This is a genomic window from Pseudomonas sp. GD04158, from assembly GCF_029834875.1.
Lineage (GTDB): Bacteria > Pseudomonadota > Gammaproteobacteria > Pseudomonadales > Pseudomonadaceae > Aquipseudomonas > Aquipseudomonas hydrolytica.
Genome location: NZ_JAODYT010000060.1, coordinates 1 through 24,703 on the forward strand (window position 1 = coordinate 1; position 24,703 = coordinate 24,703).

A 24,703-nucleotide genomic window follows, 5' to 3' on the forward strand; every position below is an offset into this window, starting at 1 on the left:
CGAGTACAAGGGCGCGCGTTACCGTGGCTTCCAGCGCCAGGCCGGCAATGTCTCTTCTATTCAGGGTTGCCTGGAAAGCGCGCTGTCCAAGGTTGCTGGCGGTGAGCCGATCAACATCATGTGCGCCGGCCGCACCGACGCATCGGTGCACGCCAGTGGCCAGGTGGTGCATTTCGATACCTCCGTCGAGCGGCCGCTGCATGCCTGGATCATGGGCGCCAACATGAATCTGCCCAAGGACATCAGCGTGACCTGGGCCAGGGTCATGCCCGCGCACTTCCATGCCCGTTTCAGCGCCATGGCGCGCCGCTATCGCTATGTGATCTACAACGATCCGATCCGCCCGGCGCACATGGCCGAAGAGGTGACCTGGAATCACCGGCCGCTGGACGTGACGCGGATGCGCGAAGCGGCGCGCGCGCTGGTGGGGACGCATGATTTCAGCGCTTTTCGCGCCACCCAGTGCCAGGCCAAGTCGCCGATCAAGACCGTGCACCATCTGCAGGTGATCGAGCATGGCTGCTTCATCGTGCTGGATATCCGCGCCAACGCCTTCCTCCATCACATGGTGCGCAATATTGCCGGCGTGCTGATGGCCATTGGCGCCGGCGAGCGACCGGTCGAGTGGGCGCGCGAGGTGCTCGAGCGCGCAGACCGGCGCAGCGGTGGGGTGACGGCCCATCCTTACGGGCTCTATCTGGTGCAGGTGGAGTACCCGGAGGAGTTCGAGTTGCCGCAGCGTTACCTGGGGCCGCATTTTCTCTCTGCGCTGGCCGACGTGCGACAGGGCTAGGCCTTTGCTACCATCCGTTGCTTCATGGCAAGGGGCGTGAACGTGACAGTCGTGCGCAGCAAGATTTGCGGCATCACTCGTATCGAGGATGCTCTGGCAGCGGTGGAGGCGGGGGCGGATGCCATCGGCCTGGTGTTCTACGCGAAAAGTCCACGAGCGATCAGCGTCGAGCAGGCGTTGGCGATCATCCAGGCATTGCCACCCTTCGTGACTACGGTGGGCCTGTTCGTCGACATGCCGCGCGCCGAGCTGCAGCAGCTGTTGCAGCGGGTGCCGCTGGACCTGTTGCAGTTTCATGGTGACGAGTCGCCGGCAGACTGCGAGGGCCACGGTCGTCCCTACATCAAGGCCTTGCGGGTGCGCCCTGGCGAGGACGTCGCGGCGTCGATGGCGCCCTATGTCGGTGCGCGAGGGATTCTTCTCGATACCTTTGTCGAAGGGATTCCGGGTGGCACCGGGGCGGCGTTCGACTGGTCGCTGGTGCCGCAGCGGGCGGGTAAGCCGATCATCCTCGCCGGCGGCCTGGATGCCGGCAACGTCGCAGCTGCCATTGGCCAGGTCCGACCTTATGCGGTGGACGTGAGCGGTGGCGTCGAGCTCAGCAAGGGCATAAAGGATGCAGAGAAGATTCGCGCGTTCGTGCGGGCGGTGCGTAGCGCCGGATGTGACGACGCCTGAGGCGCGACCGTCCATTAGCCTGTCACGCCGCTGAGAGCGGTGGAATTGAATTGCTGGAGGCGGGGGCCGATTGCCGAGCAGCCCGCCCGAACCAACGGTTATGGAGAAATGACAGCATGAGCAACTGGTTGGTAGACAAACTCATTCCCTCGATCATGCGTTCCGAGGTGAAGAAGAGCTCTGTGCCCGAGGGGCTGTGGCACAAGTGTCCGTCCTGCGATGCCGTGCTCTATCGTCCCGAGCTGGAAAAGACCCTCGACGTCTGCCCCAAGTGCAATCACCACATGCGCATCGGCGCGCGTGCGCGCCTGGATATCTTCCTCGACCAGGACGGCCGTGAAGAGATCGGCGCCGATCTCGAGCCGGTCGATCGCCTGAAGTTCCGTGACAGCAAGAAGTACAAGGATCGTCTCGCTGCCGCGCAGAAGCAGACCGGCGAGAAGGACGCGCTGATCGCCATGAGCGGTACCCTCGAAGGCATGCCGATCGCCGTTTGCGCCTTCGAATTCTCCTTCATGGGCGGCTCCATGGGCGCCATCGTCGGTGAGCGCTTCGTCCAGGCGGCCAACGTTGCGCTGGAGCAGCGCTGCCCGCTGGTGTGCTTCTCCGCTTCCGGTGGCGCGCGCATGCAGGAGGCGCTGATCTCGCTGATGCAGATGGCCAAGACCTCGGCCGCCCTGGCGCGTCTGCGCGAGGAAGGGCTGCCTTTCATCTCCGTGCTCACCGACCCGGTCTACGGCGGCGTTTCCGCCAGCCTGGCGATGCTCGGCGACGTGATCGTGGCCGAGCCGAAGGCACTGATCGGCTTTGCCGGCCCGCGCGTGATCGAGCAGACCGTGCGCGAGAAGCTGCCGGAAGGCTTCCAGCGCAGCGAGTTCCTGCTCGAGCACGGCGCCATCGACATGATCATCCCGCGTAACGAACTGCGTCCGCGTTTGGCGCGCCTGCTGGCGCAGCTGATGAATCGCCCGTCTCCGGTCGCCCTGCCGGTCACTGCATGACCACCCGTAGCCTGGGCGAGTGGCTCGCCTACCTCGAGCAGTTGCATCCCTCTGCCATCGACATGGGGTTGGAGCGCTCGCGCGAGGTGGCGCAGCGCCTCGGTCTGGGCAAGCCGGCGCCGCTGGTCATCACGGTTACCGGCACCAACGGCAAGGGCTCTACCTGCGCCTTTCTTGCCAGCCTGCTGCGCTCGCAGGGGCGCAAGGTTGGCGTTTACAGCTCGCCGCATCTGCTGCGCTACAACGAGCGCGTGGTCATCGATGGCCGCGAAGTCGACGATGCCGAGCTGTGTCTGGCCTTCGCCGCGGTGGAAGCGGCGCGTGGCGAAACGTCCCTGACCTATTTCGAGATGGGCACCCTGGCTGCCTTCTGGCTGTTCGAGCGCGCTGCCCTGGATGCCGTGGTGCTGGAGGTCGGTCTGGGTGGGCGACTGGATGCGGTCAATCTGGTGGATGCCGACCTGGCGCTGATCACCAGTATCGGCCTGGATCATGCCGATTGGCTGGGCGATACCCGCGAGTCGGTGGCCTTCGAGAAGGCTGGCATCATGCGCGCGGGCAAGCCGGCGCTGTGTGGTGATCTCGACCCGCCGCAACCACTGCTCGAGCAGGTGGCGTTGCTGGATGCACCATTCTTCCTGCGCGGACGCGACTACGACCTGAGCATTCAGGGGCAGCAGTGGTCCTGGTATGGCCTGGATGCCCATGGCCAGGTGTTGCAGCTGGAGCAGCTACCGCTGCTCGATCTGCCGATGGAGAACGCTGCGCTGGCCTTGCAGGCTTACGCACTGTTGCAGTTGCCCTGGGACCATCAGCAGATCGTTCAGGCGCTGCTGGCGACGCGAGTGACCGGGCGTCTGGATCGTCGCGCTCTGGATTGGCGAGGCAAGTCACTCACACTGTTGCTCGATGTTGGGCATAATCCCCATGCCGCCGACTATCTGGCGCAGCGTCTGGAGGCGCGTCCTCCGGCCGGGAAGCGTTGGGCCGTGTTCGGCTTGCTGGCCGACAAGGACCTGCCTGGAGTGGTCGCGCCACTGTTGAGTCAGGTTGCCGGCTGGGCCGTGGCGCCGCTGGCAACGCCTCGTTCGCGGCCGGCCGGCGAGCTGGCCGCGCATCTGCAGAGTTACGGCGCGGCAGTGACGCAGCATGCTGACGTGCGGGCAGCGCTGGAGGCCCAGTGCGAGCAGGCCGCGGCGGGTGACGAGATTCTGTTGTTCGGATCGTTTTTTTGCGTGGCCGAGGCCCTGGACTGGCTGGCCCGCCCAGCTTGAAAGGGGAGTAGAGGGATGGCATTGCTGGACAAGGGACTCAAGCAGCGCATGGTCGGTGCTTTGGTGCTGGTGGCGCTGGCAGTGATTTTCCTGCCGATGCTGCTGTCGCGCGAGGATGAGATGCGTCGTGTGGTTGTCGATGCGCCGCCCATGCCGCAGGCCCCGGCCGCTGCGCAGATAGTGGTGCAGCCGGCAGAGGTCGTCGAGCCCGAAGAGCTGCCCGAGGAGCCGCTGCCAGTCGAGGAAGAGGCTCCGCAGCTGGTGGAGATTCCCGAGCCGACCAAGGTGCAGCCGCCACCTGTCGCGGCGCCCAAGCCTGAGCCGGCCAAGGTCGAGCAGGCTGTCACCAGTGCGCCGGCCAAACCCGAAAGTCGCCTTGACCCCAACAGCCTGCCGATCAGTTGGTCGGTGCAGCTGGCCAGCCTGTCCAGTCGTGGCGGTGCTGAGAATCTGCAAAAAACGCTGCGTAGTCAGGGCTACAACGCCTATATCCGCACGTTCGATGGTATGAACCGGGTATTCGTCGGGCCGCTGATCGAGCGTGCCGAGGCCGAGCGGCTGCGCGACCAGCTCAATCGCCAGCACAAGCTCAACGGTTTCGTCGTGCGCTTCCAGCCCGAGGCCGGTTAACAGCGGGATTTTGCAGTACCCGGTTACCAGTCCGGCAAAAAACTACCTGCGCTGCCAGTGCCGCGTGCAAGACGGCTCGGCAGGCCGCTTGCGGCCGGCGCACCTCAGTGCGGCCCGGAGGGCGAGCGAAGCGAGTACTGCCCATTTACAGTTCGTAAAGTCGTCCGCGACCCCGACCGTTCCTCGCCTGTTTTTGCGGGGGTGCCATCGGTGTTGCACCGGCTGCCTCGGCTCGGGCTTCCTGCTTCGCTCTACCTCCTGCATCCATGCAGTCGTCGCCGACGTTTTTCAATGGCCGGTTACCCGATGCGCCGGGCTCTGCTAAAATGCTCCGCCTTTTCCGCTGGTAGGCCGCATCGTGGTATTCACCTGGGTCGATTGGGCGATCATCGCCGTCATCGCCGTCTCGAGTTTGATCAGCCTCAAGCGCGGCTTCGTCAAGGAAGCCCTGTCGCTGCTGACCTGGATCATCGCAGGCATCGTCGCCTGGATGTTTGGCGGCGCGCTGGCCCAGCATCTCGTCGAATTCATCGAGACCCCGTCCGCACGCGTGATCGTGGCCTGTGCCATTCTTTTCGTTGCCACCTTGCTGGTCGGCGCTCTGGTCAATTTTCTTATCGGCGAGCTGATCCGCGTGACAGGCTTGTCGGGCACCGACCGTTTCCTCGGCATGGTGTTCGGCGCCGCTCGTGGCGGTTTGCTGGTGGTGCTGCTGGTGGGGCTGATCAGCCTGGCGCCGGTGGAACAGGATGCATGGTGGCAGCAGTCGCAACTGGTGCCGCATTTTCTGATGGTCGCCGATTGGTCGAAGAACCTCATTCTGGGGTGGTCCGGCCAGTGGTTTCCAGGCGGGATCGGCTCACCCAGCTGATCCGCCTCATTACAGAGCGCTCGCCATGGCCCAAACCGCCGTGGCAGGCGCTGAAGTTAGCCTGAACTATCTAGCAGGGGTCGTGGCACATGTGTGGCATCGTCGGTATCGTCGGCAAGTCGAACGTCAATCAGGCGCTGTATGACGCGCTCACCGTCCTTCAGCATCGCGGCCAGGACGCTGCCGGCATCGTCACCAGCCATGACGGCCGGCTGTTCCTGCGCAAGGACAACGGCCTGGTGCGCGATGTGTTCCAGCAGCGCCACATGCAGCGCCTGGTGGGCAACATGGGCATCGGCCACGTGCGCTATCCCACCGCCGGCAGCTCCAGCTCGGCCGAAGCCCAGCCGTTTTACGTCAACTCGCCGTACGGCATCACCCTGGCGCACAACGGCAACCTGACCAACGTCGAGCGCCTGGCCAAGGAAATCTACGAGTCCGACCTGCGTCACGTGAACACCAACTCCGACTCGGAGGTGCTGCTCAACGTGTTCGCCCACGAGCTGGCCCAGCGCGGCAAGCTGCAGCCCACCGAGGAAGACGTGTTTGCCGCGGTCACCCATGTGCACGAACGCTGCCTGGGCGGTTATGCGGTGGTGGCGATGATCACCGGTTACGGTATCGTCGGCTTCCGCGATCCCAACGGCATTCGCCCGATCGTCTTCGGTCAGCGCCACACCGACGAAGGCGTGGAGTACATGATCGCTTCGGAGAGCGTGTCGCTGGACGTGCTCGGCTTCACCCTGATCCGCGACCTGGCGCCGGGTGAGGCGGTGTACATCACCGAGGAAGGCAAGCTGTTCACCCGTCAGTGCGCACAGAATCCCAAGTACGCGCCGTGCATCTTCGAGCATGTCTACCTGGCGCGTCCGGACTCGATCATGGACGGTATCTCGGTGTACAAGGCGCGCCTGCGCATGGGCGAGAAGCTGGCCGACAAGATCCAGCGCGAGCGTCCGGATCACGACATCGACGTGGTCATCCCGATTCCCGATACCAGCCGTACCGCCGCGCTGGAGCTGGCCAACCGCCTGGGCGTGAAGTTCCGCGAAGGCTTCGTGAAGAACCGCTACATCGGTCGTACCTTCATCATGCCCGGCCAGGCGGCGCGCAAGAAATCCGTACGGCAGAAGCTCAACGCCATCGAGCTGGAGTTCCGTGGCAAGAACGTGATGCTGGTGGACGACTCCATCGTGCGCGGCACCACCTGCAAGCAGATCATCCAGATGGCCCGCGAGGCCGGGGCGAAGAACGTCTACTTCTGCTCCGCGGCGCCGGCGGTGCGCTACCCCAACGTCTACGGCATCGACATGCCCAGCGCCCACGAGCTGATCGCCCATGGCCGCAGCACCGAGGAAGTCTGCGAACTGATCGGTGCCGACTGGCTGGTGTACCAAGACCTGCCGGATCTGATCGAGGCGGTCAGTGGCAGCAAGAAGATCAAGATCGATAACTTCGACTGCGCGGTATTCGACGGCAAATACGTCACCGGTGACGTCGACGAGGCCTATCTGGACAAGATCGAGCAGGCGCGTAACGACGCCAGCAAGGCCAAGTCGCAGGCGGTCAGCGCGATCATCGATCTGTACAACAATTGATTCGAGCGGGCAGGGCGGCAGTCCTGCCCGTTTCGGCGGTGCGCACGGCGCACCCGGTCCGTAGCCCGGATGCAATCCGGGGGAATGTCACACTGAATTTCCCGGATTGCATCCGGGCTACTTTTCGTGAGGTAGCGATATGACTCTGGAATGGGATGCCGGTCGGCTCGACAGTGACTTGGATGGCGTGGGCTTCGACACCCTGGCGGTGCGTGCCGGCCAGCGCCGCTCGCCCGAGGGCGAGCACGGCGAGGCGCTGTTCCTCACTTCCAGCTACGTGTTCCGCACTGCCGCCGATGCCGCCGCTCGCTTTGGCGGCGAGGTGCCGGGCAACGTCTACTCGCGCTACACCAACCCCACCGTGCGCACCTTCGAGGAGCGCATCGCCGCTCTGGAGGGCGCCGAGCAGGCGGTAGCGACCGCTTCCGGCATGTCGGCGATCCTCGCCATCGTCATGAGCCTGTGCAGTGGCGGCGACCACGTACTGGTGTCGCGCAGCGTGTTCGGCTCCACCATCAGCCTGTTCGAGAAGTACCTCAAGCGCTTCGGCATCGAGGTGGATTACGTGCCGCTGGCCGATCTCGACGCCTGGCAGGCGGCCTTCAAGCCCAATACCAAGCTGCTGTTCGTCGAGTCGCCGTCCAACCCGCTGGCCGAGCTGGTGGATATCGCCGCGCTGGCGCAGATCGCTCACGCACGCGGCGCGTTGCTGGCGGTGGACAACTGCTTCTGTACGCCGGCCCTGCAGCAGCCGCTGAAGCTGGGCGCCGATATCGTCATGCACTCGGCCACCAAGTACATCGACGGTCAGGGCCGCGGCCTCGGCGGCGTGGTGGCGGGGCGCAGCGAGCAGATGAAGGAAGTGGTGGGCTTTCTGCGCACCGCAGGCCCGACCCTCAGCCCGTTCAATGCCTGGCTGTTTCTCAAGGGCCTGGAAACCCTGCGCATCCGCATGCGCGCGCAGAGCGAGAGTGCCCTGCAGCTGGCGCTGTGGCTGGAGCAGCAGCCGCAGGTCGAGCGCGTGTATTACGCCGGCCTGCCCAGCCATCCGCAGCACGAGCTGGCGAAAAGGCAGCAGAGCGCCTTCGGTGCGGTGGTCAGCTTCGAGGTCAAGGGTGGGCGTGACGCCGCCTGGCAGGTGATCGATGCCACGCGCGTCATTTCCATCACCACCAACCTGGGGGATACCAAGACCACCATCGCTCATCCGGCCACCACCTCCCATGGTCGTCTGACGCCGCAGGAGCGGGCCAATGCCGGTATCCGCGACAACCTGATCCGCGTTGCCGTGGGGCTGGAAGAGCTGGAAGACCTCAAGGCAGACCTGGCTCGCGGCCTGGCCGCACTCTGAGCATGCTCGAGTGGGGTAACGACAGTGCGCCCAACAACGGGCGTGTCGCACTGGTCACCGGTGCCGCGCGCGGGATCGGTCTGGGTATCAGTGCCTGGCTGATCACCGAGGGCTGGCAGGTGGTGCTGGCCGACGTCGACCGTGAGCGTGGCTCGAAAGTGGCGCGCGCGCTGGGTGATAACGCCTGGTTCGTGGCCATGGATGTGGCCAAGGAGGACCAGGTAAGTGTCGGTGTCGCCGAGGTGCTCGGTCAGTTCGGCCGCCTCGATGCGCTGGTGTGCAACGCCGGCATTGCCGATCCGCACACGCCGCCGCTGGAGTCGCTCGATCTCAAGCGCTGGAATCGCCTGCTGGCGGTCAACCTGACTGGCGCCATGCTGCTGGCCAAGCACTGCGCGCCGTACCTGCGCGGTCATCGTGGGGCCATCGTCAATATTGCCTCGACCCGCGCCAGTCAGTCCGAGGCCAATTGCGAGGCCTATGCCGCGAGCAAGGGCGGGCTGGTTGCGCTCACTCATGCGCTGGCGGTCAGTCTCGGGCCGGAGGTGCGCGTGAACTGCGTCAGCCCGGGTTGGATCGATGCGCGCGATCCTGTGCAGCAGCGTCTGGAGCCGCTATCGGTGTTCGATCATGCGCAGCATCCGGTGGGTCGCGTCGGTACGGTGGAAGATGTGGCGGCTCAGGTCGCCTGGCTGCTGTCCGATGCCGCCGGCTTCGTCACCGGCCAGGAGTTCGTCATCGATGGCGGCATGAGCTGCAAGATGATCTATCAGGATTGAATGCCTGTGAGAGCGAGCTCTGCTCGCGGAGCGCGGTCTTGAAGCCTTCGCGAGCCCAGCTCGCTCCTGCTGATTCAACAGAAACGAAAAAGGCTCCCGAGGGAGCCTTTTTCATGCGTGGCCGAATTACATGTTGGGGTAATTCGGGCCGCCGGTGCCTTCCGGCGCCACCCAGGTGATGTTCTGGGCCGGGTCTTTGATGTCGCAGGTCTTGCAGTGCACGCAGTTCTGCGCGTTGATCTGGAACTTCTTCTCGCCGTCTTCCTGTGTCACCACTTCGTACACGCCAGCCGGGCAGTAGCGCTGCGCCGGTTCGTCGTACAGCGGCAGGTTCTTCGCCAGCGGGATGCTCGGGTCGGTCAGCTTCAGGTGGCAGGGCTGCTCTTCTTCATGGTTGGTGTTGGAGAGGAACACCGAGGAGAGCTTGTCGAAGCTCAGTTTGCCGTCCGGTTTCGGGTAGGCGATCTTCGCGCACTCGGCCGCCGGCTTCAGGCAGGCGTAATCCGGCTTGTTGTCGTGCAGGGTGAAGGGTGCCTTGCCGCCGAAGATGTTCTGATCCAGCCAGTTGATGCCGCCGCCGATGATGGCGCCGTACTTGTGGATGGCTGCACCGAAGTTGCGGCTGCGGAACAGTTCGTCGTACAGCCAGCTGGCCTTGAAGCCATCGACGTAGTTGGTCAGCTCGTCGCCGCCTTCGCGGCCGGCCGCCAGGGCTTCGGCGATGGCATCGGCAGCCAGCATGCCGGATTTCATCGCGGTGTGGCTGCCCTTGATCTTGGCGAAGTTCAGGGTGCCGAGGTCGCAGCCGATCAAGGCGCCACCGGGGAAGACCATCTTCGGCAGCGAGTTGATGCCGCCCTTGCAGATGGCGCGAGCGCCATAGGCGACGCGCTTGCCGCCTTCCAGATACTGGGCAATCACCGGATGGTGCTTGTAGCGCTGGAACTCGTCGAACGGCGACAGGTGCGGGTTGGCGTAGGACAGGTCGATGATCAGACCCACCACGACCTGGTTGTTCTCCAGGTGGTAGAGGAAGGAGCCGCCGGTGTTCTCGGTGCCCATGATGTCCATCGGCCAGCCGGCGGTGTGCACCACCAGACCCTGCTCATGCTTGGCCGGGTCGATGTCCCAGATTTCCTTGATGCCGATGCCGTAATGCTGGGCGTCGGCTTCGCTGTCGAGGTTGTACTTCTTGATCAGCTGCTTGCCGATGTGGCCACGGCAGCCTTCGGCGAACAGGGTGTACTTGGCACGCAGTTCCATGCCGGGGGTGTAGTAGCCTTCCTTGGGGTTGCCTTCACGGTCGACACCCAGATCGCCGGTGACGATGCCGCGCACCACGCCGTTCTCGTCGATCAGCGCTTCCTGAGCGGCGAAGCCCGGGTAGATTTCCACGCCCAGGTTCTCGGCCTGCTGGGCCAGCCAGCGGCACAGGTTGCCCAGGGAAATGATGTAGTTGCCTTCGTTGTGCATGGTTTTCGGCACAAAGAAGTCGGGAATTCGGGTAGCCTTGTCGGCGTCGCGCAGCAGGTAGATGTCATCGCGCTTGACCGGGGTGTTGAGCGGGGCGCCAAGCTCTTTCCAGTCGGGGAAGAGTTCGTTCAGGGCGCGTGGCTCGAACACCGCACCGGAGAGGATGTGAGCGCCAACTTCGGAGCCTTTCTCGACCACGCAGACGCTGATCTCCTGGCCCGCTTCAGCGGCTTTCTGCTTCAGTCGGCAGGCGGCGGACAGTCCGGACGGGCCGGCGCCGACGATGACGACGTCGAACTCCATAAATTCGCGTTCCACAGGCTATCTCCTACTCAAGGCTCTTCGATGTTTTATGTTGGAGGGCGCAGCTCGATCCCTGAGTGCGGCGTGGGCATTATATCTACACCCTCTCAGCGGGCCAATACAAACGTTTGTTTGAATTTTCTGTAGGCCTGCTAGAATCCTACTACATCGCGGATGACCGGCCAGTTCGCTGTATTGACCGGGCCATGCCGCGGGGTCAAGATACGGGCGGTTTTGCGCTCGCCGTCTGAGCTGAAAGGTTGGTTGCGGCCGATTTTGCATCACCGGCCAGGCTCGCCTTGGCGACATTCTTATTCACCGGAGAGTAACGAGGAATCCATGAAGGTTCTTGTAGCTGTCAAACGAGTGGTTGACTACAACGTCAAGGTTCGCGTGAAGGCGGACAACAGCGGCGTCGACCTCGCCAACGTCAAGATGTCCATGAACCCCTTCTGCGAAATCGCCGTGGAAGAAGCCGTACGCCTGAAGGAGAAAGGCGTGGCGAGCGAAATCGTCGTCGTCTCCATTGGCCCGGCTACCGCCCAGGAGCAACTGCGCACCGCGCTGGCTCTGGGTGCCGACCGCGCCATCCTGGTCGAATCCAATGACGAGCTGAACTCCCTGGCCGTGGCCAAGCTGCTCAAGGCAGTGGTCGACAAGGAGCAGCCGCAACTGGTGATCATGGGCAAGCAGGCCATCGACAGCGACAACAACCAGACCGGCCAGATGCTGGGCGCCCTGACTGGCTTCGGCCAAGGCACCTTCGCCTCCAAGGTCGAGGTGGCTGGCGACAAGGTCAACGTCACCCGTGAGATCGATGGCGGTCTGCAGACCGTTGCGCTGAACCTGCCGGCGATCGTCACCACCGACCTGCGTCTGAACGAGCCGCGCTACGCGTCGCTGCCGAACATCATGAAGGCCAAGAAGAAGCCGCTGGAAACCGTCACTCCGGACGCTCTGGGCGTTTCCACCGCCTCCACCGTCAAGACCCTGAAAGTCGAAGCGCCGGCTGCTCGCAGCGCTGGCATCAAGGTCAAGTCCGTGGCTGAACTGGTCGAGAAACTGAAGAACGAGGCGAAGGTAATCTAAATGACTATCCTGGTTATCGCTGAACACACCAATGCCGCTCTGGCTGCCGCTACCCTGAACACCGTTGCTGCTGCGCAGAAGATCGGTGGTGACATTCACGTTCTGGTAGCCGGTGCCAATGCTGGCGCTGCCGCCGAAGCCGCTGCCAAGATCGCTGGCGTGGCCAAGGTTCTGCTGGCCGACAACGCCGCCTATGCCAACCAGCTGCCGGAGAACGTCGCTCCGCTGGTAGCCGAGCTGGGCAAGGGCTACAGCCACATCCTGGCTGCCGCCACCAGCAACGGCAAGAACATCCTGCCGCGCGTCGCCGCTGCCCTGGACGTCGATCAGATCTCCGAGATCATCGCCGTCGAAAGCGCCGACACCTTCAAGCGTCCGATCTATGCCGGTAACGCCATCGCCACCGTGCAGTCCTCGGCTGCCATCAAAGTGATCACCGTGCGTAGCACCGGTTTCGACGCCGCGGCTGCCGAAGGCGGCAGCGCTGCCGTTGAAGCCGTTTCCGGCCCGGCCGATGCCGGCAAGTCCGCCTTCGTTGGCGAAGAACTGGCCAAGTCCGACCGTCCGGAGCTGACCGCTGCCAAGATCGTCGTTTCCGGCGGCCGTGGCATGGGCAATGGCGACAACTTCAAGCACCTGTACGCCCTGGCGGACAAGCTGGGCGCTGCCGTCGGCGCTTCCCGCGCTGCCGTCGACGCTGGCTTCGTACCGAACGACATGCAGGTCGGTCAGACCGGCAAGATCGTTGCGCCGCAGCTGTACATCGCCGTCGGTATCTCCGGCGCGATCCAGCACCTGGCCGGTATGAAGGACTCCAAGGTGATCGTTGCGATCAACAAGGACGAAGAGGCGCCGATCTTCCAGGTGGCCGACTACGGTCTGGTTGCCGATCTGTTCGAAGCCGTACCGGAGCTGGAAAAGCTGGTCTAACCACTTTTTCCGCTGCTAGAAGAACCCGCTCCTCGGAGCGGGTTTTTTATTGGCGCTTGGTCAAGTTTCGCCGCGTGCAGGGCTCCGCTTGCTTACGGCGTCAGCCCCTGCAGAAAACGCCGGTAGAGCAGGGCGCTTTCCTGCGGCCGCTCGAGCATTGGCGCATGGCCCACGCCGGGCATCACCGCAACGCTTGAGTGGCGTAGCAGCGGACGCATCACCTCGATGCTGGATACGTGCAGCACGCGATCCTGCTCGCCCCAGAGCAGCAGCGTCGGCGCCTCGATCTTCGGCAGTTCCGGCTCCAGCGGAATGTAGCGCTCGACCAGCTGCTGGAACACCTGCTCGTAATGCTCGCGGTTGGCCATGGAGCGTTCGGCGAGAAGGCGCTTGAGCGACTCGGGCAGGTAAGGCGGCTCGACGAAGACGAACTGCAGCAGGCGCTGGAAGTCCTCTGCTTGGCGCACCACCAGCGGGTTGGCCTGCCCGCGCTCGAGAAGCGCGAAGAACTCGCTCTTGATCGGCGCCTCGACCCCGGCATTGTCGAACAGCGCCAGCGACTGGGTGCGCTGCGGATAGCGCGCGGCGTAGAGTGCGGCAATATGTCCGCCCATGGAATTGCCCAGCAGGTGGGCGCGTTCGATGCCCAGCGCTTCGAGGATGCTCGCCAGTCGCTCGGCTTGCGTGCCGACGTCGTAGCTGCCGGCGGGGCGGTCGCTGTCGCCGAAGCCTGGGAGGTCGAGCGCGATGACCTGATAGCGATCCGTGAGGTGGCGGGAAAAGCGCAGCCAGTTATCCTTGTCTGCAGCGAATCCGTGGATCAGTACCAGGGTTTCGCCGTCCGCCGGTCCTCCGCGGTAGTAATGGATGTTAAGATCGCGGACACGTATCTGCTGGTGGGCGAGGCCGGCGCGCTGTTGCTCTATCAGCCGGAGACTGGCCAATTGAGTGGCGGGAAAGAAGTACAGCGTTGCTGTAGCGGCGATAAGCACTAGCAGCAAAGCGAGCAGCAGTTTTTTCATGGCGCGTCCTTATCGCGAATTATTATTGCGGCGTCGTTAAGCTAGCATGAACACGGAAGGTTTTCGGAAGGCTCTGCCCATCCTGACCGATCTCTGCTTGAACCGAGAGTAGCCAATGCCCGAGCGTTGTCTGTTGAAGTCCCTGTTGCTGTGGTGCGCGCTTGCGCTGGTGCCTGCAGGCGCCTTGGCCAGCGGAAAGTGCGAGCGTCTGGTGGCGACCGGCAACCCCGAGTATCCCCCTTACCTGTGGCGCGATCCGCAGAATCCGCAGCAGTTGATCGGCGCCAATGCCGATCTGCTCAAACACCTGGCCAAGGAACTCGGTGTGGTGGTCGACGTGATCTACACCGGCCCCTGGTCGCGAGCCCAGGACGAGGTGCGCACCGGTCGCGTCGACCTGATCGCGGGGGCCTTCATCACCCTGCCGCGCCTGGAACATATGGATTATGTGCACCCGGCATTCTTCTTTACCCCCAGCGTGGTCTGGGTGCGCAAGGGCGAGGCCTTCCCCTATGGCAGCTGGGTCGATCTCAAGGGCCTGACCGGCGACACGCTGGTCGGCAACAGCTTTGGCCAGCAGTTCGATTCCTTCGCCAAGCAGAACCTGACCCTCGAGGGTGTATCCAGCCTGACCCAGGCATTCCAGAAGCTTTTGCTCGGGCGTACCGACTACGTGCTCTACGAACGCTATCCTGGGCTGGCGCTGGCCGAAACCCTGGGTATGGACGACGATCTGGAGGTGCTGGACCCGCCGATTTCCAGCGAAGGCCTCTACCTCACCCTGTCGCACAATTCGGCGTGCAACGAGCCCTGGCTGCGTGGCCAGCTGGCGCGGAAAATGACAGAACTGGTCGCCGCCGGGCTGCCGGAGCAGTTCCTGCAACGCAACCTGGAACTGTGGAAGGCGCAGCAGATGCAGCCTGACCCGGTTGGCGACGTCACTCAGTAGGATACTTTCGTGATCAATCGAACCCTTCCCGTGCTGCTGGTGCTGGGCCTGAGCGCCTGCGCCAGTGATCCTGCACCCACCGAGCAACTGCGCCTGACCGAGCAGGCGCTGGCGCAGACCCGCTCGCTCGGTGTGCTCGGCGAGCAATCGGAATCTCTGCGTCTGGCCGAGGAAAAGTTTGCCCAGGCCCAGGCCGCCATACTGGACGGCGAGAACAAGCAGGCCCGACATCTGGCCGAACAGGCCGAGCTCGATGCGCGCCTGGCCGAGGCCGAGCACCTCAATGCCAAGGGGCGCGAACAGCTGGCGGAACTGAGCCAGCGTATAAGCCGTTTGCGCCAGCAACTGGGGGCCATGTGATGACCAGCGTGAAGCCTATTGCTGCGTTATTGCTGGCGAGTGTCGTGCTGGGCGGCTGTGCCAGCGGTCAACCGGGCAGCGAGCAGGCACTGGAGGCGGCGCGAGCCTCCTTCCAGTCGGTGAAGGAAGATCCCAACGTGCTGCGCGCCGCTCCGAAGGACGTGATCCGCGCCGGTGAGTCGCTGGCGCGCGCCGAGCGTCTGTCGAGCTACTGGGGCAGCGGCGCCGACGTGCGTCATTACGCCTATCTCAGCCAGCGTTACGCCGAGATTGCACGCCAGCACAGCGACAGCAGCCTCAATCAGGAGCGGGCCGCCAAGCTGGAACTGGAGCGTCAGCGCCTGCAGCTGACCCTGCGCGAAGCCAAGCTGCTTAGCGTGCAGCAGCACAATGGCTGGCTGGAAGAGCAGATGGTCAGCCTCGCCACCAGCGAGACCGAGCGCGGCCTGGTGATGACCCTGGGCGACATGCTGTTCGACGCCGGCCGCGCCGACCTGCAGCCCGCTGCCAACCGCACCGTGCTCAAGCTCGTGCAGTTCCTGCAGATCAACCCACAGCGGCGGGTGCGCATCGAGGGCTATACCGACAATACCGGCAGTGCCGAGGAGAACCTCGAACTGTCGCGCGCACGCGCCCAGGCCGTGGCCGACCTGCTGGTCGATCTGGGGATCGACGCCAAGCGCATTCAGGTAGTGGGTTATGGGGTGGATTTTCCCGTGGCGGAAAACGCCTCGGCACGCGGCCGCGCGCAGAACCGCCGGGTCGAGATCGTGTTTTCCGACGAGCGAGGGCGGCTCGGCGCGGAACGCTGAGAGCAATACGCAGAAAACCCCGGCAGTGTCCGGGGTTTTTGTTTTTTACAGGTATGGCGCCGCACGACGTAGGGGGTACAGCGCCTCACGCTGCGCTGTATGGTCAAGACTGTTATGAACTGTGCCAGTACACTTCTGTAACAATCGGCTACTGTTATGGTTCAGTGCTCTGGAGGAAATCGTCGTGACCAACCTGTTGCTCTACCAACGCATCGCCCAGCAGTTGGCCGAAGATATCCGTCGTGGCGTCTACCAGCCGGGCGAGCGCGTGCCCTCGGTGCGCAAGATGAGTGCGCAGCTCAATGTCAGCCACGCCACCGTGCTGCAGGCCTACGCCAACCTCGAGGACCAGGGACTGATCCGCGCGCGGCCGCAGTCCGGCTTCTACGTGCACCAGACACCGGCGCTGACCGCACCGACCCCGGATATCGCCAAGGTTGAGCGGCCAGGTCTGGTCACCCGTGCCAGCATCATCAATCAGGTGCTCACCGAGTCGCGTCGCGAAGGCGTATTCCCGCTCGGGGCGGCGGTGCCGCATGTCGATTACCTGCCGGTGCGCGCGCTGCACCAGCAACTGGCCAAGGTCACGCGGTTCCACAGTCCGCGCGCCTTCAGCTACATGTTCAGCCCCGGCTTCGAGCCGCTGCGCCGCCAGGTGGCGATCCGCATGCGCGATGCCGGCGTGGTGGTCGACCCCTCCGAGGTGGTGGTCACCCACGGCTGCGTCGATGCGCTGCAGATGAGCCTGCGCGTGCTGACCAAGCCGGGCGATCTGATCGCGGTGGAGTCGCCGACCTACTACGGCCTGCTGCAGCTGGCCGATCTGCTGGGGCTCAAGGTCATCGAGATCCCGTGCGATCCGACCACCGGTATCAGCCTCGAAGCCCTGCAACTGGCCGCCAATCAGTGGCCGATCAAGGCCTTGGTGCTGACCGCGCGGCTGTCCAACCCGCTGGGCGGCACCATCCCCGAGGAGCGTCAGCGCCAGTTGCTGCGCCTGGCCGGCGATTACGATTTCCAGATCGTCGAGGACGACATCTACGGCGAGCTGATGTTCGAGCAGGGCCCGACCAAGGCGCTCAAGTCGCATGATCGCGACAGCCGGGTGATCTATTGCTCGAGCTTCTCCAAGACGCTGTCGCCGGGCGTGCGCATCGGCTGGATCGTCGCTGGCAAGTATCAGGACGAGATCCAGCGTCTGCAGACCTTCTCCACCCATTCGGCGTGCAGCGTCACCCAGATGGCGGTGGCGGCCTATCTGGAGAACGGCGGCTATGACCGCCACCTGCGGCATATCCGTCAGGAGTACCGCAAGAACCTCAGCGCCTTCCAGCTGGCGGTGCAGCAGTACTTCCCGGCCGGCACGCAGATGACCCGACCCAAGGGCGGCTTCATTCTCTGGGTCAGTCTGCCGGCGCGGGTCAACACCAAGGACCTGCACGTGCGCGCGCTGCAGCAGGGCATCTCGATCGCACCGGGGCTGATCTTCAGCAATACCGAGCAGTTCAACCACTGCGTGCGGCTAAACTGCGGCATCCCGTGGAATCGCGAGGCCGAAAGGGCGCTGATGACCCTGGGCATGCTGGCCACCCAGCTGTGTCAGGAGGCAGGCGGTTCGTGGGAAGGTTGAAAAACCGCCTGATGGTTTAACCCGAACGATCGCAGGGCTGCGTCTACCTGAGCGAAGGTCTCATGCCATTGCTCAGGAGGTGCACCATGTCCGCTTATTCCCTGCTGCTCGTTCGCCCGCTCGCCGTTGGATTCTCGGCCGGTGCCCTGCTGGCACTGGCTGCCTGCAGCGCCTCGGCACCGGAGGCCGAGAAAGCGGCCAGTTCCGTGCCGCCGCAGCCCATGCTGGCGGATGAGCTGGTCGCCGCCGCACCCGCCGAGCTGACCCGCAAGCGTGCGGCGCCGCTGGCCGGTCAGCTGGCCCCCATGCCCAGTTCTGTGGCCGATGCTGCGCTGCCCGGCTATCGCGACGTGCCGCGCGAGCAGTATCAAAACTACCCCGACAATCCGGTCTTCGCTGTCAGCGAGACGCCGGTGTCCACCTTCAGCATCGATGTCGATACCGGCAGCTACGCCAACGTGAGGCGCTTTCTCAATGGCGGCCAGCTGCCGCCGAAGGACGCGGTGCGTCTGGAGGAACTGGTCAACTACTTCCCCTATGCCTATCCCTTGCCGCAGGGCGATGCGCCCTTCGGCGTCAGCACCGAACTGGCGGTGACGCCGTGGAACCCGCAGACCCGCCTGCTGCGCATCGCCATCAAGGCGTCGGACCGCAGCGTCGAGGAGCTGCCGCCGGCCAACCTGGTGTTTCTGGTGGATGTCTCCGGCTCGATGCACCGCCGCGAAGGCCTGCCGATGGTGCAGGGCACCCTGAAGCTGCTGGTCGACCAGTTGCGTCCGCAGGACCGCGTATCGCTGGTTACCTACGCCGGCGCCACTCAGGTGGTGCTGGACTCCACGCCCGGCAGCGACAAGGCGAAGATCCGTGCGGCCATCGATCAACTGACGGCAGGCGGCTCCACTGCCGGTGAGTCGGGCATCCAGCTGGCCTATCAGCAGGCGAGCAAGCACCTGATCGAGGGCGGCATCAATCGCATCCTGCTGGCCACCGATGGTGACTTCAACGTCGGCATCAGCGACTTCGACAGCCTCAAGCAACTGGCAGCGGACAAGCGCAAGACGGGCGTTTCCCTCACCACCCTGGGCTTCGGCGTGGACAACTACAACGAGCGCCTGATGGAGCAGTTGGCCGATGCCGGCAACGGCAACTACGCCTATATCGACAACCTGCGCGAGGCGCGCAAGGTGCTGGTGGATCAGCTCGCGTCGACCCTCGCCACCGTGGCCAGCGACGTGAAGCTGCAACTGGAATTCAACCCGAGCGAGGTCAGCGAGTACCGCCTGCTGGGCTATGAGAACCGCGCACTCAAGCGCGAGGATTTCAGCAACGACAAGGTCGATGCCGGCGAGATCGGCGCCGGGCACACCGTCACCGCGCTGTACGAGATCGTCCCGGCCGGTGGCAAGGGCTGGCTGGAGCCATTGCGCTATCAGAGCAGCGCTCAGCCAGCGGGCAAGAGCGGCGAGCTGGCCTGGCTGCGGATTCGCTACAAGGCGCCGGGGGAGGCGAGCAGTCGCCTGCTGGAACGACCCATTGCGCGCAACGAGGCGAAACCGGTTGCGGCCGCCAGCGAGGATCTGCGTTTCGCTGCCGCGGTGGCAGCCTTCGCCCAGCAGCTCAAGGACGGCCGCTACACCGGCGACTTCGACCTGGCGCAGAGCATCGCGCTGGCCCGCTCGGGCAAGGGCGAGGATCGCTTCGGCCTGCGCGGCGAGTTCATCCAGCTGGCCGAAATCGCCCAGAGCCTGCACACTTCCGGCTCCACTCCAGTACGAGTTCAGCAGTGAACGCACCTCTCACGGATGACGACGCCGCCTTGCTGCGGCGTTACCGCCGCGGCGACGCGGCGGCCTTCAATGCGCTGTACCAGCGCCACAGACTGGGCCTGTTCCGCTTCCTGCTCGGCCTGTGCGGCGATCACGCCCTGGCCGAGGAAGTGTTCCAGGAAACCTGGATGAGCCTGGTGCGCAGCCAGAGCGAACAGCGCGAGGCGGTGCTGTTCAAGACCTGGCTGTACCAGATCGCGCGCAACCGCCTGATCGACCATTGGCGCAAGACGGGCCGGCATCAGGCCGGGCACGACGAATACGACGAGAGCCAGCATGCCCAGGCCGACCCGCAGCCCGGCCCGGAGCAGCAGTGGGGCCTGAGTCGCGACAGCGAACGGCTGCAGGCGGCACTGGCCGACCTGCCGGAAGATCAGCGCGAGGTCTTTCTGTTGCGCGCCCATGGCGACCTGGAACTGAACGAGATTGCCGAGTTGACCCGCACGCCGGCCGAGACGGTCAAGAGCCGTCTGCGCTATGCCCTGCAGAAACTGCGCCGGCTGCTGGCCACCGAGGAGTTGTCCGCATGACCCATGAACGAGAACCGCTGGATCACGAACAGGCGCTGCTGGCGCATTTCCGTGCCCATGGCAGCGGCGAACCCCCGGCCGAGCTGGATGCACGCATTCTGGCGGCGGCTAGTGCGGCTGCCCGTGAGACGCAGCAGGCCGGAGCCGCCAGTGACAAGGCTGGCTGGGCGCAGCGTTTGCACCAGTGGCTGTTCGGCAGCGGCCGGCAGCGGTGGTCGGTGGCGGTAGCCGGGCTGGCCTGCGTCGGCATCGGCGTCAGCCTGACCTGGCGCACCCTGGAGCAAGCACCGGATGCCTTCGATGCAGTCCCGCCCAGCGTGCTGATGAGCCCGGCTGCACCGGCTCCGATGGCGGCCAAGCGTGCGGCAGAGCAGGAGGCGGTTGCTCCCATGGCGGCGCCGCAGGAGCGTATGAAGAGCCAGGCCATGGCACGCCAGGCGCCGTCTGCCGATATGGCCGAGGCACCGATGGCCAGCAGCGCTGCGCTGGCGCCCCTGGCCGAACTGGTGATTCAGAGCGAACCACGCGAGGCGTTGCTGCGTTTGCTTGAGCTGCGCAGGGCTGGCGAGCAGGAGCAAGCGCAGCGGCTGCTGGAGCAGCTCCAGGCCGACCATCCGCAACTGGATATCGAAGCCGAGCTCGCGCATCTGGCGAACGAGCCGTCAGCCGAATGAGCTGCCGGGTAAAAGTCGTGTAAGTCGACTTGTCAGGCGCGCCCAGGCGGAGGAGCATGGGTGCGTTACTGATCAAGTTATTCTTGTCCCATGATGCGTAAGTCCATTTTACTGTTGCTGTGTTTAGGGCTACTTAGTGCATGTGAGCGCGCGCCTGAGCCAGTTGCGCAGCAGCCTGCACCTGAGCCCGCAGTGGTCGCTGCGCCTGAGCCTGCGCCTGTTGCGGAGGTTGCCAAGCCCAAACCGGTCGAACCTGCGCCGCCTGCCAAGGTGGTCGAAAACAAACCCGTGCCTCCCGCCAAACCGCCTGTTGCCGCCAAGCCCAAGCCTGCTGCGGCACCACAGGCCAAGCCTGCCGAGCCCGAATCGAAGCTGGCGCTGGATCTCAGCGTGCCGCAGGAGTTGTTCGAGCAGGCCCTGGAAAGTGAAACCCGCGATGAGCTTTCGCCCCTGTTGCCGCCGATGTTCGGCGAGAAACCCGAAGCCGAGAGCCCGTTCCAGATCAGCGGTCGGCTGATCAGCAACGAGCGGGTAGACGACTACTGGGATTCCATCGAAGGCGCCGAGGTGCAGTTCGAGTTCAAGCGCTAGCTCAAAAGCGGTAACGCTGCTGCTCGATGGCCGCATGGGTTTCGCGACTTAGCGGTTGGAAGCTGTCCGAGCCTGGCAGGCGCACGTAGAGCGGACCATCGACCTTGCCCGGGTCGTAGCCGACCTGCTTGAGGTCGGTTTTCTTGTACTTGAAGGTGCCGGTGGTCTCCACCTCGCCAAGCAGGCGGATGAACAGCGGGGCGGCATAGGCCGGCAGTTCGGCATCCAGGTGAGCGGCCAGCGCTGCGCCATCCAGCGCATGACCAGACGCCAGGCGCAGCGCAGCCATGCCGCAGCGGCCATTGGTGCCGGGAACCTCCACACCGTAGACCACCGCATCCTCCACCCCGGGGAAGGCGCCAAGCACGTTTTCCACCTCGGTCGTCGAGACGTTCTCGCCCTTCCAGCGGAAGGTGTCGCCGAGGCGGTCGACGAACTGCGCGTGCTTGCAGCCGATGTCGCGCATCAGGTCGCCGGTGTTGAACCAGGCATCGCCCTTCTTGAACACGTCGCGCAGGATCGCCGCCTCGCTGTTGGCCGGATCGGTGTAGCCGTCGAACGGCCACTTGGCGCTGATCTCGCTGATCAGCAGGCCTGCTTCGCCCTTGTCGGCCTTTTGCAGAAAGCCCTTCTTGCCGCGCACGGGGCGGTCGTTTTCCAGGTCGTAACGGACGATGGCGTAGGTGGCCGGGGTATAGCCGACGGTATTGTCGAAGTTGAAGACGTTGGTGAAGCCGATATTGCCTTCGCTGGAGGCATAGAACTCGGTGATCTGCTCGACGCCGAAGCGCTGCTTGAACTCGGCCCAGATCGAGGGGCGCAGGCCGTTGCCGATCATGCAGCGCAGGCTGTTGTTCCTTTCGCTATCGGTTTCCGGCTGGTTGAGCAGGTAGCGGCACAGTTCACCGATGTAGCCGAAGCAGGTGGCCTGGTAACGCGCCACGTCGCTCCAGAAGGCGCTGGCGGAGAACTTGCGGCGCAGCGCGATGGCCGCGCCGCCGGCCAGGGCCGCGCTCCAGCATACGGTGACGGCGTTGTTGTGGTAGCAGGGCAGGGTGAGGTAGAGCACGTCGTGCTCGTTCAGGGTCAGCCCGGAATGGCCGAAGCCGCCATAGGCCTTGATCCACTTGCCGTGGCTCATGATCGAGGCCTTGGGCAGGCCGGTGGTGCCAGAGGTGTAGATCAGAAAGCAGGCATCCTTCATGCGTACGCGCTGGCTGTCCGGCGGGTTGTCCTGGGCCTGGCCGGCGGCCAGGTGCATCAGGTTGAGCCAACCATCTGGCGCCTGGCCGGGATCGCGCAGGCAGTCGTGGTCGGCGATCCAGTAGCGTTTGGCCTGCGGGTTCTCCAATTGCGCGGCGATTTCCTCGAAGGCGCCGAGCAGTTCGTCGCCGATCACCAGAAAGCCGGGTTTGACTAGGTTGAAGCTGTGCGCCAGCACCTTGCCGCGCTGGGTGGTGTTGATCAGCGCGCCGACCGCGCCGAGCTTGCTCAGGGCGGCGAGGATCGCCAGCAGCTCCAAGCGGTTTTCCAGCATCACCGCCACCACATTGCCATGGCCGACGCCTTCGGCCTTGAACGCCCAGGCCAGGCGGTTGGCCCAGGCATTGAAGGCGCGGTAGCTGAGCTGGCGGTTTTCATCCATCAGCGCCGGGCGTTCAGGATGGCGCTCGGCGGCGCGTTGCAGGGCCCAGGCCAGCGACAGGTTCTTCTCGCGGTTGCGGATGCCGGCGTAGTAAAGGCCGCGCAGCATGCGCGGCACGCGTGGCAGGTGCTGCGGCAGGTGGGCCAGGAAGCGGAAGGGCGAAATTAGATCGGCTTGGCTCATGGGGCTCGCACTTGGGCTGTTATGAATTGGAGGCGAGGTCTGACTCTAGTCAGCCAGGCGCGCACCAGCCATGGCCCAGGTGCGTTCAGCGGCGGGCAGATCGGCAAATAGCCTTGCCTCTCGTAGGGTGCGCTGCGCGCACCGGGCAGAACACAAATCCTGAGGTTGTCTCGGTGCGCGCGGCGCATCTTACGGATCGCGGTTCGCACGTAGCCCGGATGAAAATCCGGGAAGGCCCTTGCGGCCAATCCCCGGATTGCATCCGGGCTACGAAGCCAACGCATTCAGGGCGTCAATCGACGAACAGGTCGGGCACCAGGCTGCCGCCAGCGGGATCGAAGCGGTACTGTTCGAAGTCGCTGACGCCCCGTTCACGCAGGATGTCCTCGTCGATCAGCAGGCGCCCGGTGAGGCTGCGGCCTTCGCTGCTGAGGATGGCGTGGGCCGCATCGGCCATGATGGCCGGGGTGCGCGCCCGCTTGAAGGCGTCGCGGCTGCCCAGTTCGAACTCGATGGCCGCGGTGGCGATCATGGTCTTCGGCCACAGCGAATTGACGCTCATGCCGTACTTCTTGAACTCCTCGCTCATGCCCAGGGTGAGCATGCTCATGCCGTACTTGGTGACGGTGTAGGGGCCGTGCTGGGCGAACCACTTGGCGTCGAGGTTGAGCGGCGGGGACAGGTTGAGGATATGCCCGCTGGCGCTCTGTTTCAGATAGGGCAAGGCCGCCTGGCTGCAGACCATCACTGCGCGGGTGTTGATCTGGTACATCAGGTCGAAACGCTTGGCTTCGAGCTTCTCCACGCCCACCAGCTTGATCGCCCCGGCGTTGTTGACCAGCGCGTCGATGCCGCCGAAATGCTCGGCGGCCTGGGCCATGGCGGCCGCCACGGCCTGTTCGTCACGCACGTCCAGCTGCAGGGCCAGGGCCTTGCCGCCGGCGGCTTCGACCTCGGCGGCGACGCTGTGGATGGTGCCCGCCAGCTTCGGATGCGGCTCGGCGCTCTTGGCCGCGATGACGATGTTGGCACCATCGGCGGCGGCCTTGAGGGCGATCTCGCGGCCGATGCCACGGCTGGCGCCGGTGATGAACAGGGTCTTGCCGGAAAGGGACATGGGCGTGCTCCTTCTTGTTGTTATGGGGCCGTGGGAGGGGCTTTAGCCGCGATGAACGACGCTCGCGGCTAAAGCCCCTCCCACGGTGATATTTCAGGCCTCTGCAGCTTCAATTTCCACTAGCAACTGGCGGCTTTTCACCTGGTCGCCCTGGCTCACTCCAACGCGGCGGACGATGCCGTCGACGCCGGCCTTGAGCGGGTGTTCCATCTTCATCGCTTCCAGCACCACCAGCAGTTGCCCCTTGCTGACGCTGGCGCCCTCGGCGATCAGTACGTCGACGATGGCGCCATCCATCGGTGCCTTCACCGCGCCGCTGCTGGCGGCGTTCTGCCCGCCAGCCGGCTCGTGGGTGACATCCAGCAGTTCCAGGTTGCCATGCTCACCGTACAGCCACAGGCGCTCACCTTCGAGGTGGTAGGCCTGGCGGCGGCGCACGCCGTCCAGTTCCAGGGTCAGCCAGCGACCGTCGCTGGCCAGCAGGCGCACAGACAGTTGTTCCTCACCCCGGCGCACGCAAAGGTGTGCTTGCGTACCGCTGGCGAGCACATCCAGCTCCACGGCGTGCTTGTGTTCGCCCTGCTTGAGGACGAA

24 protein-coding genes are annotated in these 24,703 nt (G+C 64.5%); 19 read left to right on the forward strand and 5 right to left on the reverse strand.

Annotated features, from left to right (window positions below):
• From truA to N7333_RS18835, 9 genes are all read left to right on the forward strand, one after another.
• On the forward strand, nt 1-793 hold a 793-nt coding region (gene truA / locus N7333_RS18795; RefSeq protein WP_279859223.1), incomplete at its 5' end, for a tRNA pseudouridine(38-40) synthase TruA.
• A 24-nt stretch (nt 794-817) separates the two neighbouring features.
• Complete coding sequence (locus N7333_RS18800) at nt 818-1,471, forward strand: phosphoribosylanthranilate isomerase (protein ID WP_279859224.1); 654 nt, start codon at nt 818-820, stop codon at nt 1,469-1,471.
• Nucleotides 1,472-1,587: 116 nt separating this feature from the next.
• The gene (accD, locus tag N7333_RS18805; RefSeq protein ID WP_003243635.1) at nt 1,588-2,472 is read left to right on the forward strand and encodes an acetyl-CoA carboxylase, carboxyltransferase subunit beta; all 885 of its coding nucleotides are present in this window, start codon (nt 1,588-1,590) and stop codon (nt 2,470-2,472) included.
• Nucleotides 2,469-3,746 carry a bifunctional tetrahydrofolate synthase/dihydrofolate synthase gene (gene folC, locus N7333_RS18810; protein WP_279859225.1) on the forward strand — a complete coding sequence of 426 codons (1,278 nt, stop codon included), beginning with the start codon at nt 2,469-2,471 and terminating at the stop codon, nt 3,744-3,746. The genes accD and folC overlap by 4 nt, the downstream gene beginning before the upstream one ends.
• A gap of 15 nt (nt 3,747-3,761) precedes the next feature.
• A complete protein-coding gene (locus N7333_RS18815; protein ID WP_012018940.1) occupies nt 3,762-4,376 on the forward strand; it encodes an SPOR domain-containing protein in 615 nt (204 codons plus the stop codon).
• Nucleotides 4,377-4,734: 358 nt separating this feature from the next.
• Nucleotides 4,735-5,247 carry a CvpA family protein gene (locus tag N7333_RS18820; RefSeq protein WP_279859226.1) on the forward strand — a complete coding sequence of 171 codons (513 nt, stop codon included), beginning with the start codon at nt 4,735-4,737 and terminating at the stop codon, nt 5,245-5,247.
• A gap of 89 nt (nt 5,248-5,336) precedes the next feature.
• Nucleotides 5,337-6,845, forward strand: coding sequence for an amidophosphoribosyltransferase (gene purF / locus N7333_RS18825; protein ID WP_003243643.1), 1,509 nt, complete (start codon nt 5,337-5,339; stop codon nt 6,843-6,845).
• Between the two features lie 139 nt (nt 6,846-6,984).
• Complete coding sequence (locus tag N7333_RS18830; protein WP_096826721.1) at nt 6,985-8,196, forward strand: O-succinylhomoserine sulfhydrylase; 1,212 nt, start codon at nt 6,985-6,987, stop codon at nt 8,194-8,196.
• Nucleotides 8,197-8,198: 2 nt separating this feature from the next.
• Nucleotides 8,199-8,975: an SDR family oxidoreductase gene (locus N7333_RS18835; RefSeq protein WP_279859227.1), complete on the forward strand. Its 777-nt coding sequence runs from the start codon at nt 8,199-8,201 to the stop codon at nt 8,973-8,975.
• A gap of 126 nt (nt 8,976-9,101) precedes the next feature.
• Here the strand turns inward: N7333_RS18835 and N7333_RS18840 are convergent, their stop codons facing one another.
• A complete protein-coding gene (locus N7333_RS18840; protein WP_003243649.1) occupies nt 9,102-10,766 on the reverse strand; it encodes an electron transfer flavoprotein-ubiquinone oxidoreductase in 1,665 nt (554 codons plus the stop codon).
• A 324-nt stretch (nt 10,767-11,090) separates the two neighbouring features.
• Here N7333_RS18840 and N7333_RS18845 point away from each other — a divergent pair, with 324 nt between their 5' ends.
• Both N7333_RS18845 and N7333_RS18850 read left to right on the forward strand, forming a co-directional pair.
• On the forward strand, nt 11,091-11,840 hold the full coding sequence (locus N7333_RS18845) for an electron transfer flavoprotein subunit beta/FixA family protein (RefSeq protein ID WP_012018936.1): 750 nt from the start codon (nt 11,091-11,093) through the stop codon (nt 11,838-11,840).
• Nucleotides 11,841-12,770, forward strand: a complete 930-nt coding sequence (locus N7333_RS18850; RefSeq protein ID WP_003243653.1) for an FAD-binding protein — start codon at nt 11,841-11,843, stop codon at nt 12,768-12,770.
• Nucleotides 12,771-12,862: 92 nt separating this feature from the next.
• Here N7333_RS18850 and N7333_RS18855 read toward each other — a convergent pair whose 3' ends face one another.
• On the reverse strand, nt 12,863-13,792 hold the full coding sequence (locus tag N7333_RS18855) for an alpha/beta fold hydrolase (protein ID WP_279859228.1): 930 nt from the start codon (nt 13,790-13,792) through the stop codon (nt 12,863-12,865).
• 115 nt (nt 13,793-13,907) lie between these two features.
• Here N7333_RS18855 and N7333_RS18860 point away from each other — a divergent pair, with 115 nt between their 5' ends.
• The 8 genes from N7333_RS18860 to N7333_RS18895 all read left to right on the forward strand — a co-directional run bounded on the left by N7333_RS18860 (nt 13,908) and on the right by N7333_RS18895 (nt 21,164).
• Complete coding sequence (locus N7333_RS18860; protein WP_003243656.1) at nt 13,908-14,741, forward strand: transporter substrate-binding domain-containing protein; 834 nt, start codon at nt 13,908-13,910, stop codon at nt 14,739-14,741.
• Between the two features lie 9 nt (nt 14,742-14,750).
• Nucleotides 14,751-15,101 (forward strand): DUF4398 domain-containing protein, encoded by a 351-nt coding sequence (locus N7333_RS18865; protein ID WP_003243658.1) that lies wholly within the window; start codon nt 14,751-14,753, stop codon nt 15,099-15,101.
• A complete protein-coding gene (locus N7333_RS18870; protein ID WP_003243659.1) occupies nt 15,101-15,913 on the forward strand; it encodes an OmpA family protein in 813 nt (270 codons plus the stop codon). Before N7333_RS18865 ends, N7333_RS18870 begins: the two co-directional genes overlap by 1 nt.
• 184 nt (nt 15,914-16,097) lie before the next feature.
• The gene (locus N7333_RS18875) at nt 16,098-17,543 is read left to right on the forward strand and encodes a PLP-dependent aminotransferase family protein (protein ID WP_003243660.1); all 1,446 of its coding nucleotides are present in this window, start codon (nt 16,098-16,100) and stop codon (nt 17,541-17,543) included.
• A gap of 86 nt (nt 17,544-17,629) precedes the next feature.
• Nucleotides 17,630-19,330: a VWA domain-containing protein gene (locus N7333_RS18880; protein ID WP_279859229.1), complete on the forward strand. Its 1,701-nt coding sequence runs from the start codon at nt 17,630-17,632 to the stop codon at nt 19,328-19,330.
• The gene (locus tag N7333_RS18885; protein WP_279859230.1) at nt 19,327-19,899 is read left to right on the forward strand and encodes an RNA polymerase sigma factor; all 573 of its coding nucleotides are present in this window, start codon (nt 19,327-19,329) and stop codon (nt 19,897-19,899) included. The genes N7333_RS18880 and N7333_RS18885 overlap by 4 nt, the downstream gene beginning before the upstream one ends.
• Nucleotides 19,896-20,573: a hypothetical protein gene (locus tag N7333_RS18890; RefSeq protein ID WP_279859231.1), complete on the forward strand. Its 678-nt coding sequence runs from the start codon at nt 19,896-19,898 to the stop codon at nt 20,571-20,573. Before N7333_RS18885 ends, N7333_RS18890 begins: the two co-directional genes overlap by 4 nt.
• Before the next feature lie 288 nt (nt 20,574-20,861).
• Entirely contained in the window at nt 20,862-21,164 is a 303-nt protein-coding gene (locus N7333_RS18895; protein WP_279859232.1) for a hypothetical protein, read from the forward strand.
• Nucleotide 21,165: 1 nt separating this feature from the next.
• Here N7333_RS18895 and N7333_RS18900 read toward each other — a convergent pair whose 3' ends face one another.
• The 3 genes from N7333_RS18900 to N7333_RS18910 form a co-directional block, all read right to left on the reverse strand.
• Nucleotides 21,166-22,992, reverse strand: a complete 1,827-nt coding sequence (locus N7333_RS18900; RefSeq protein ID WP_279859233.1) for a long-chain-acyl-CoA synthetase — start codon at nt 22,990-22,992, stop codon at nt 21,166-21,168.
• Between the two features lie 292 nt (nt 22,993-23,284).
• Nucleotides 23,285-24,109, reverse strand: a complete 825-nt coding sequence (locus tag N7333_RS18905; protein ID WP_279859234.1) for an NAD(P)-dependent oxidoreductase — start codon at nt 24,107-24,109, stop codon at nt 23,285-23,287.
• Nucleotides 24,110-24,202: 93 nt separating this feature from the next.
• Nucleotides 24,203-24,703, reverse strand: a 501-nt coding sequence (locus N7333_RS18910; protein WP_279859235.1) for a biotin/lipoyl-containing protein, incomplete at its 5' end; no start/stop codon positions are given.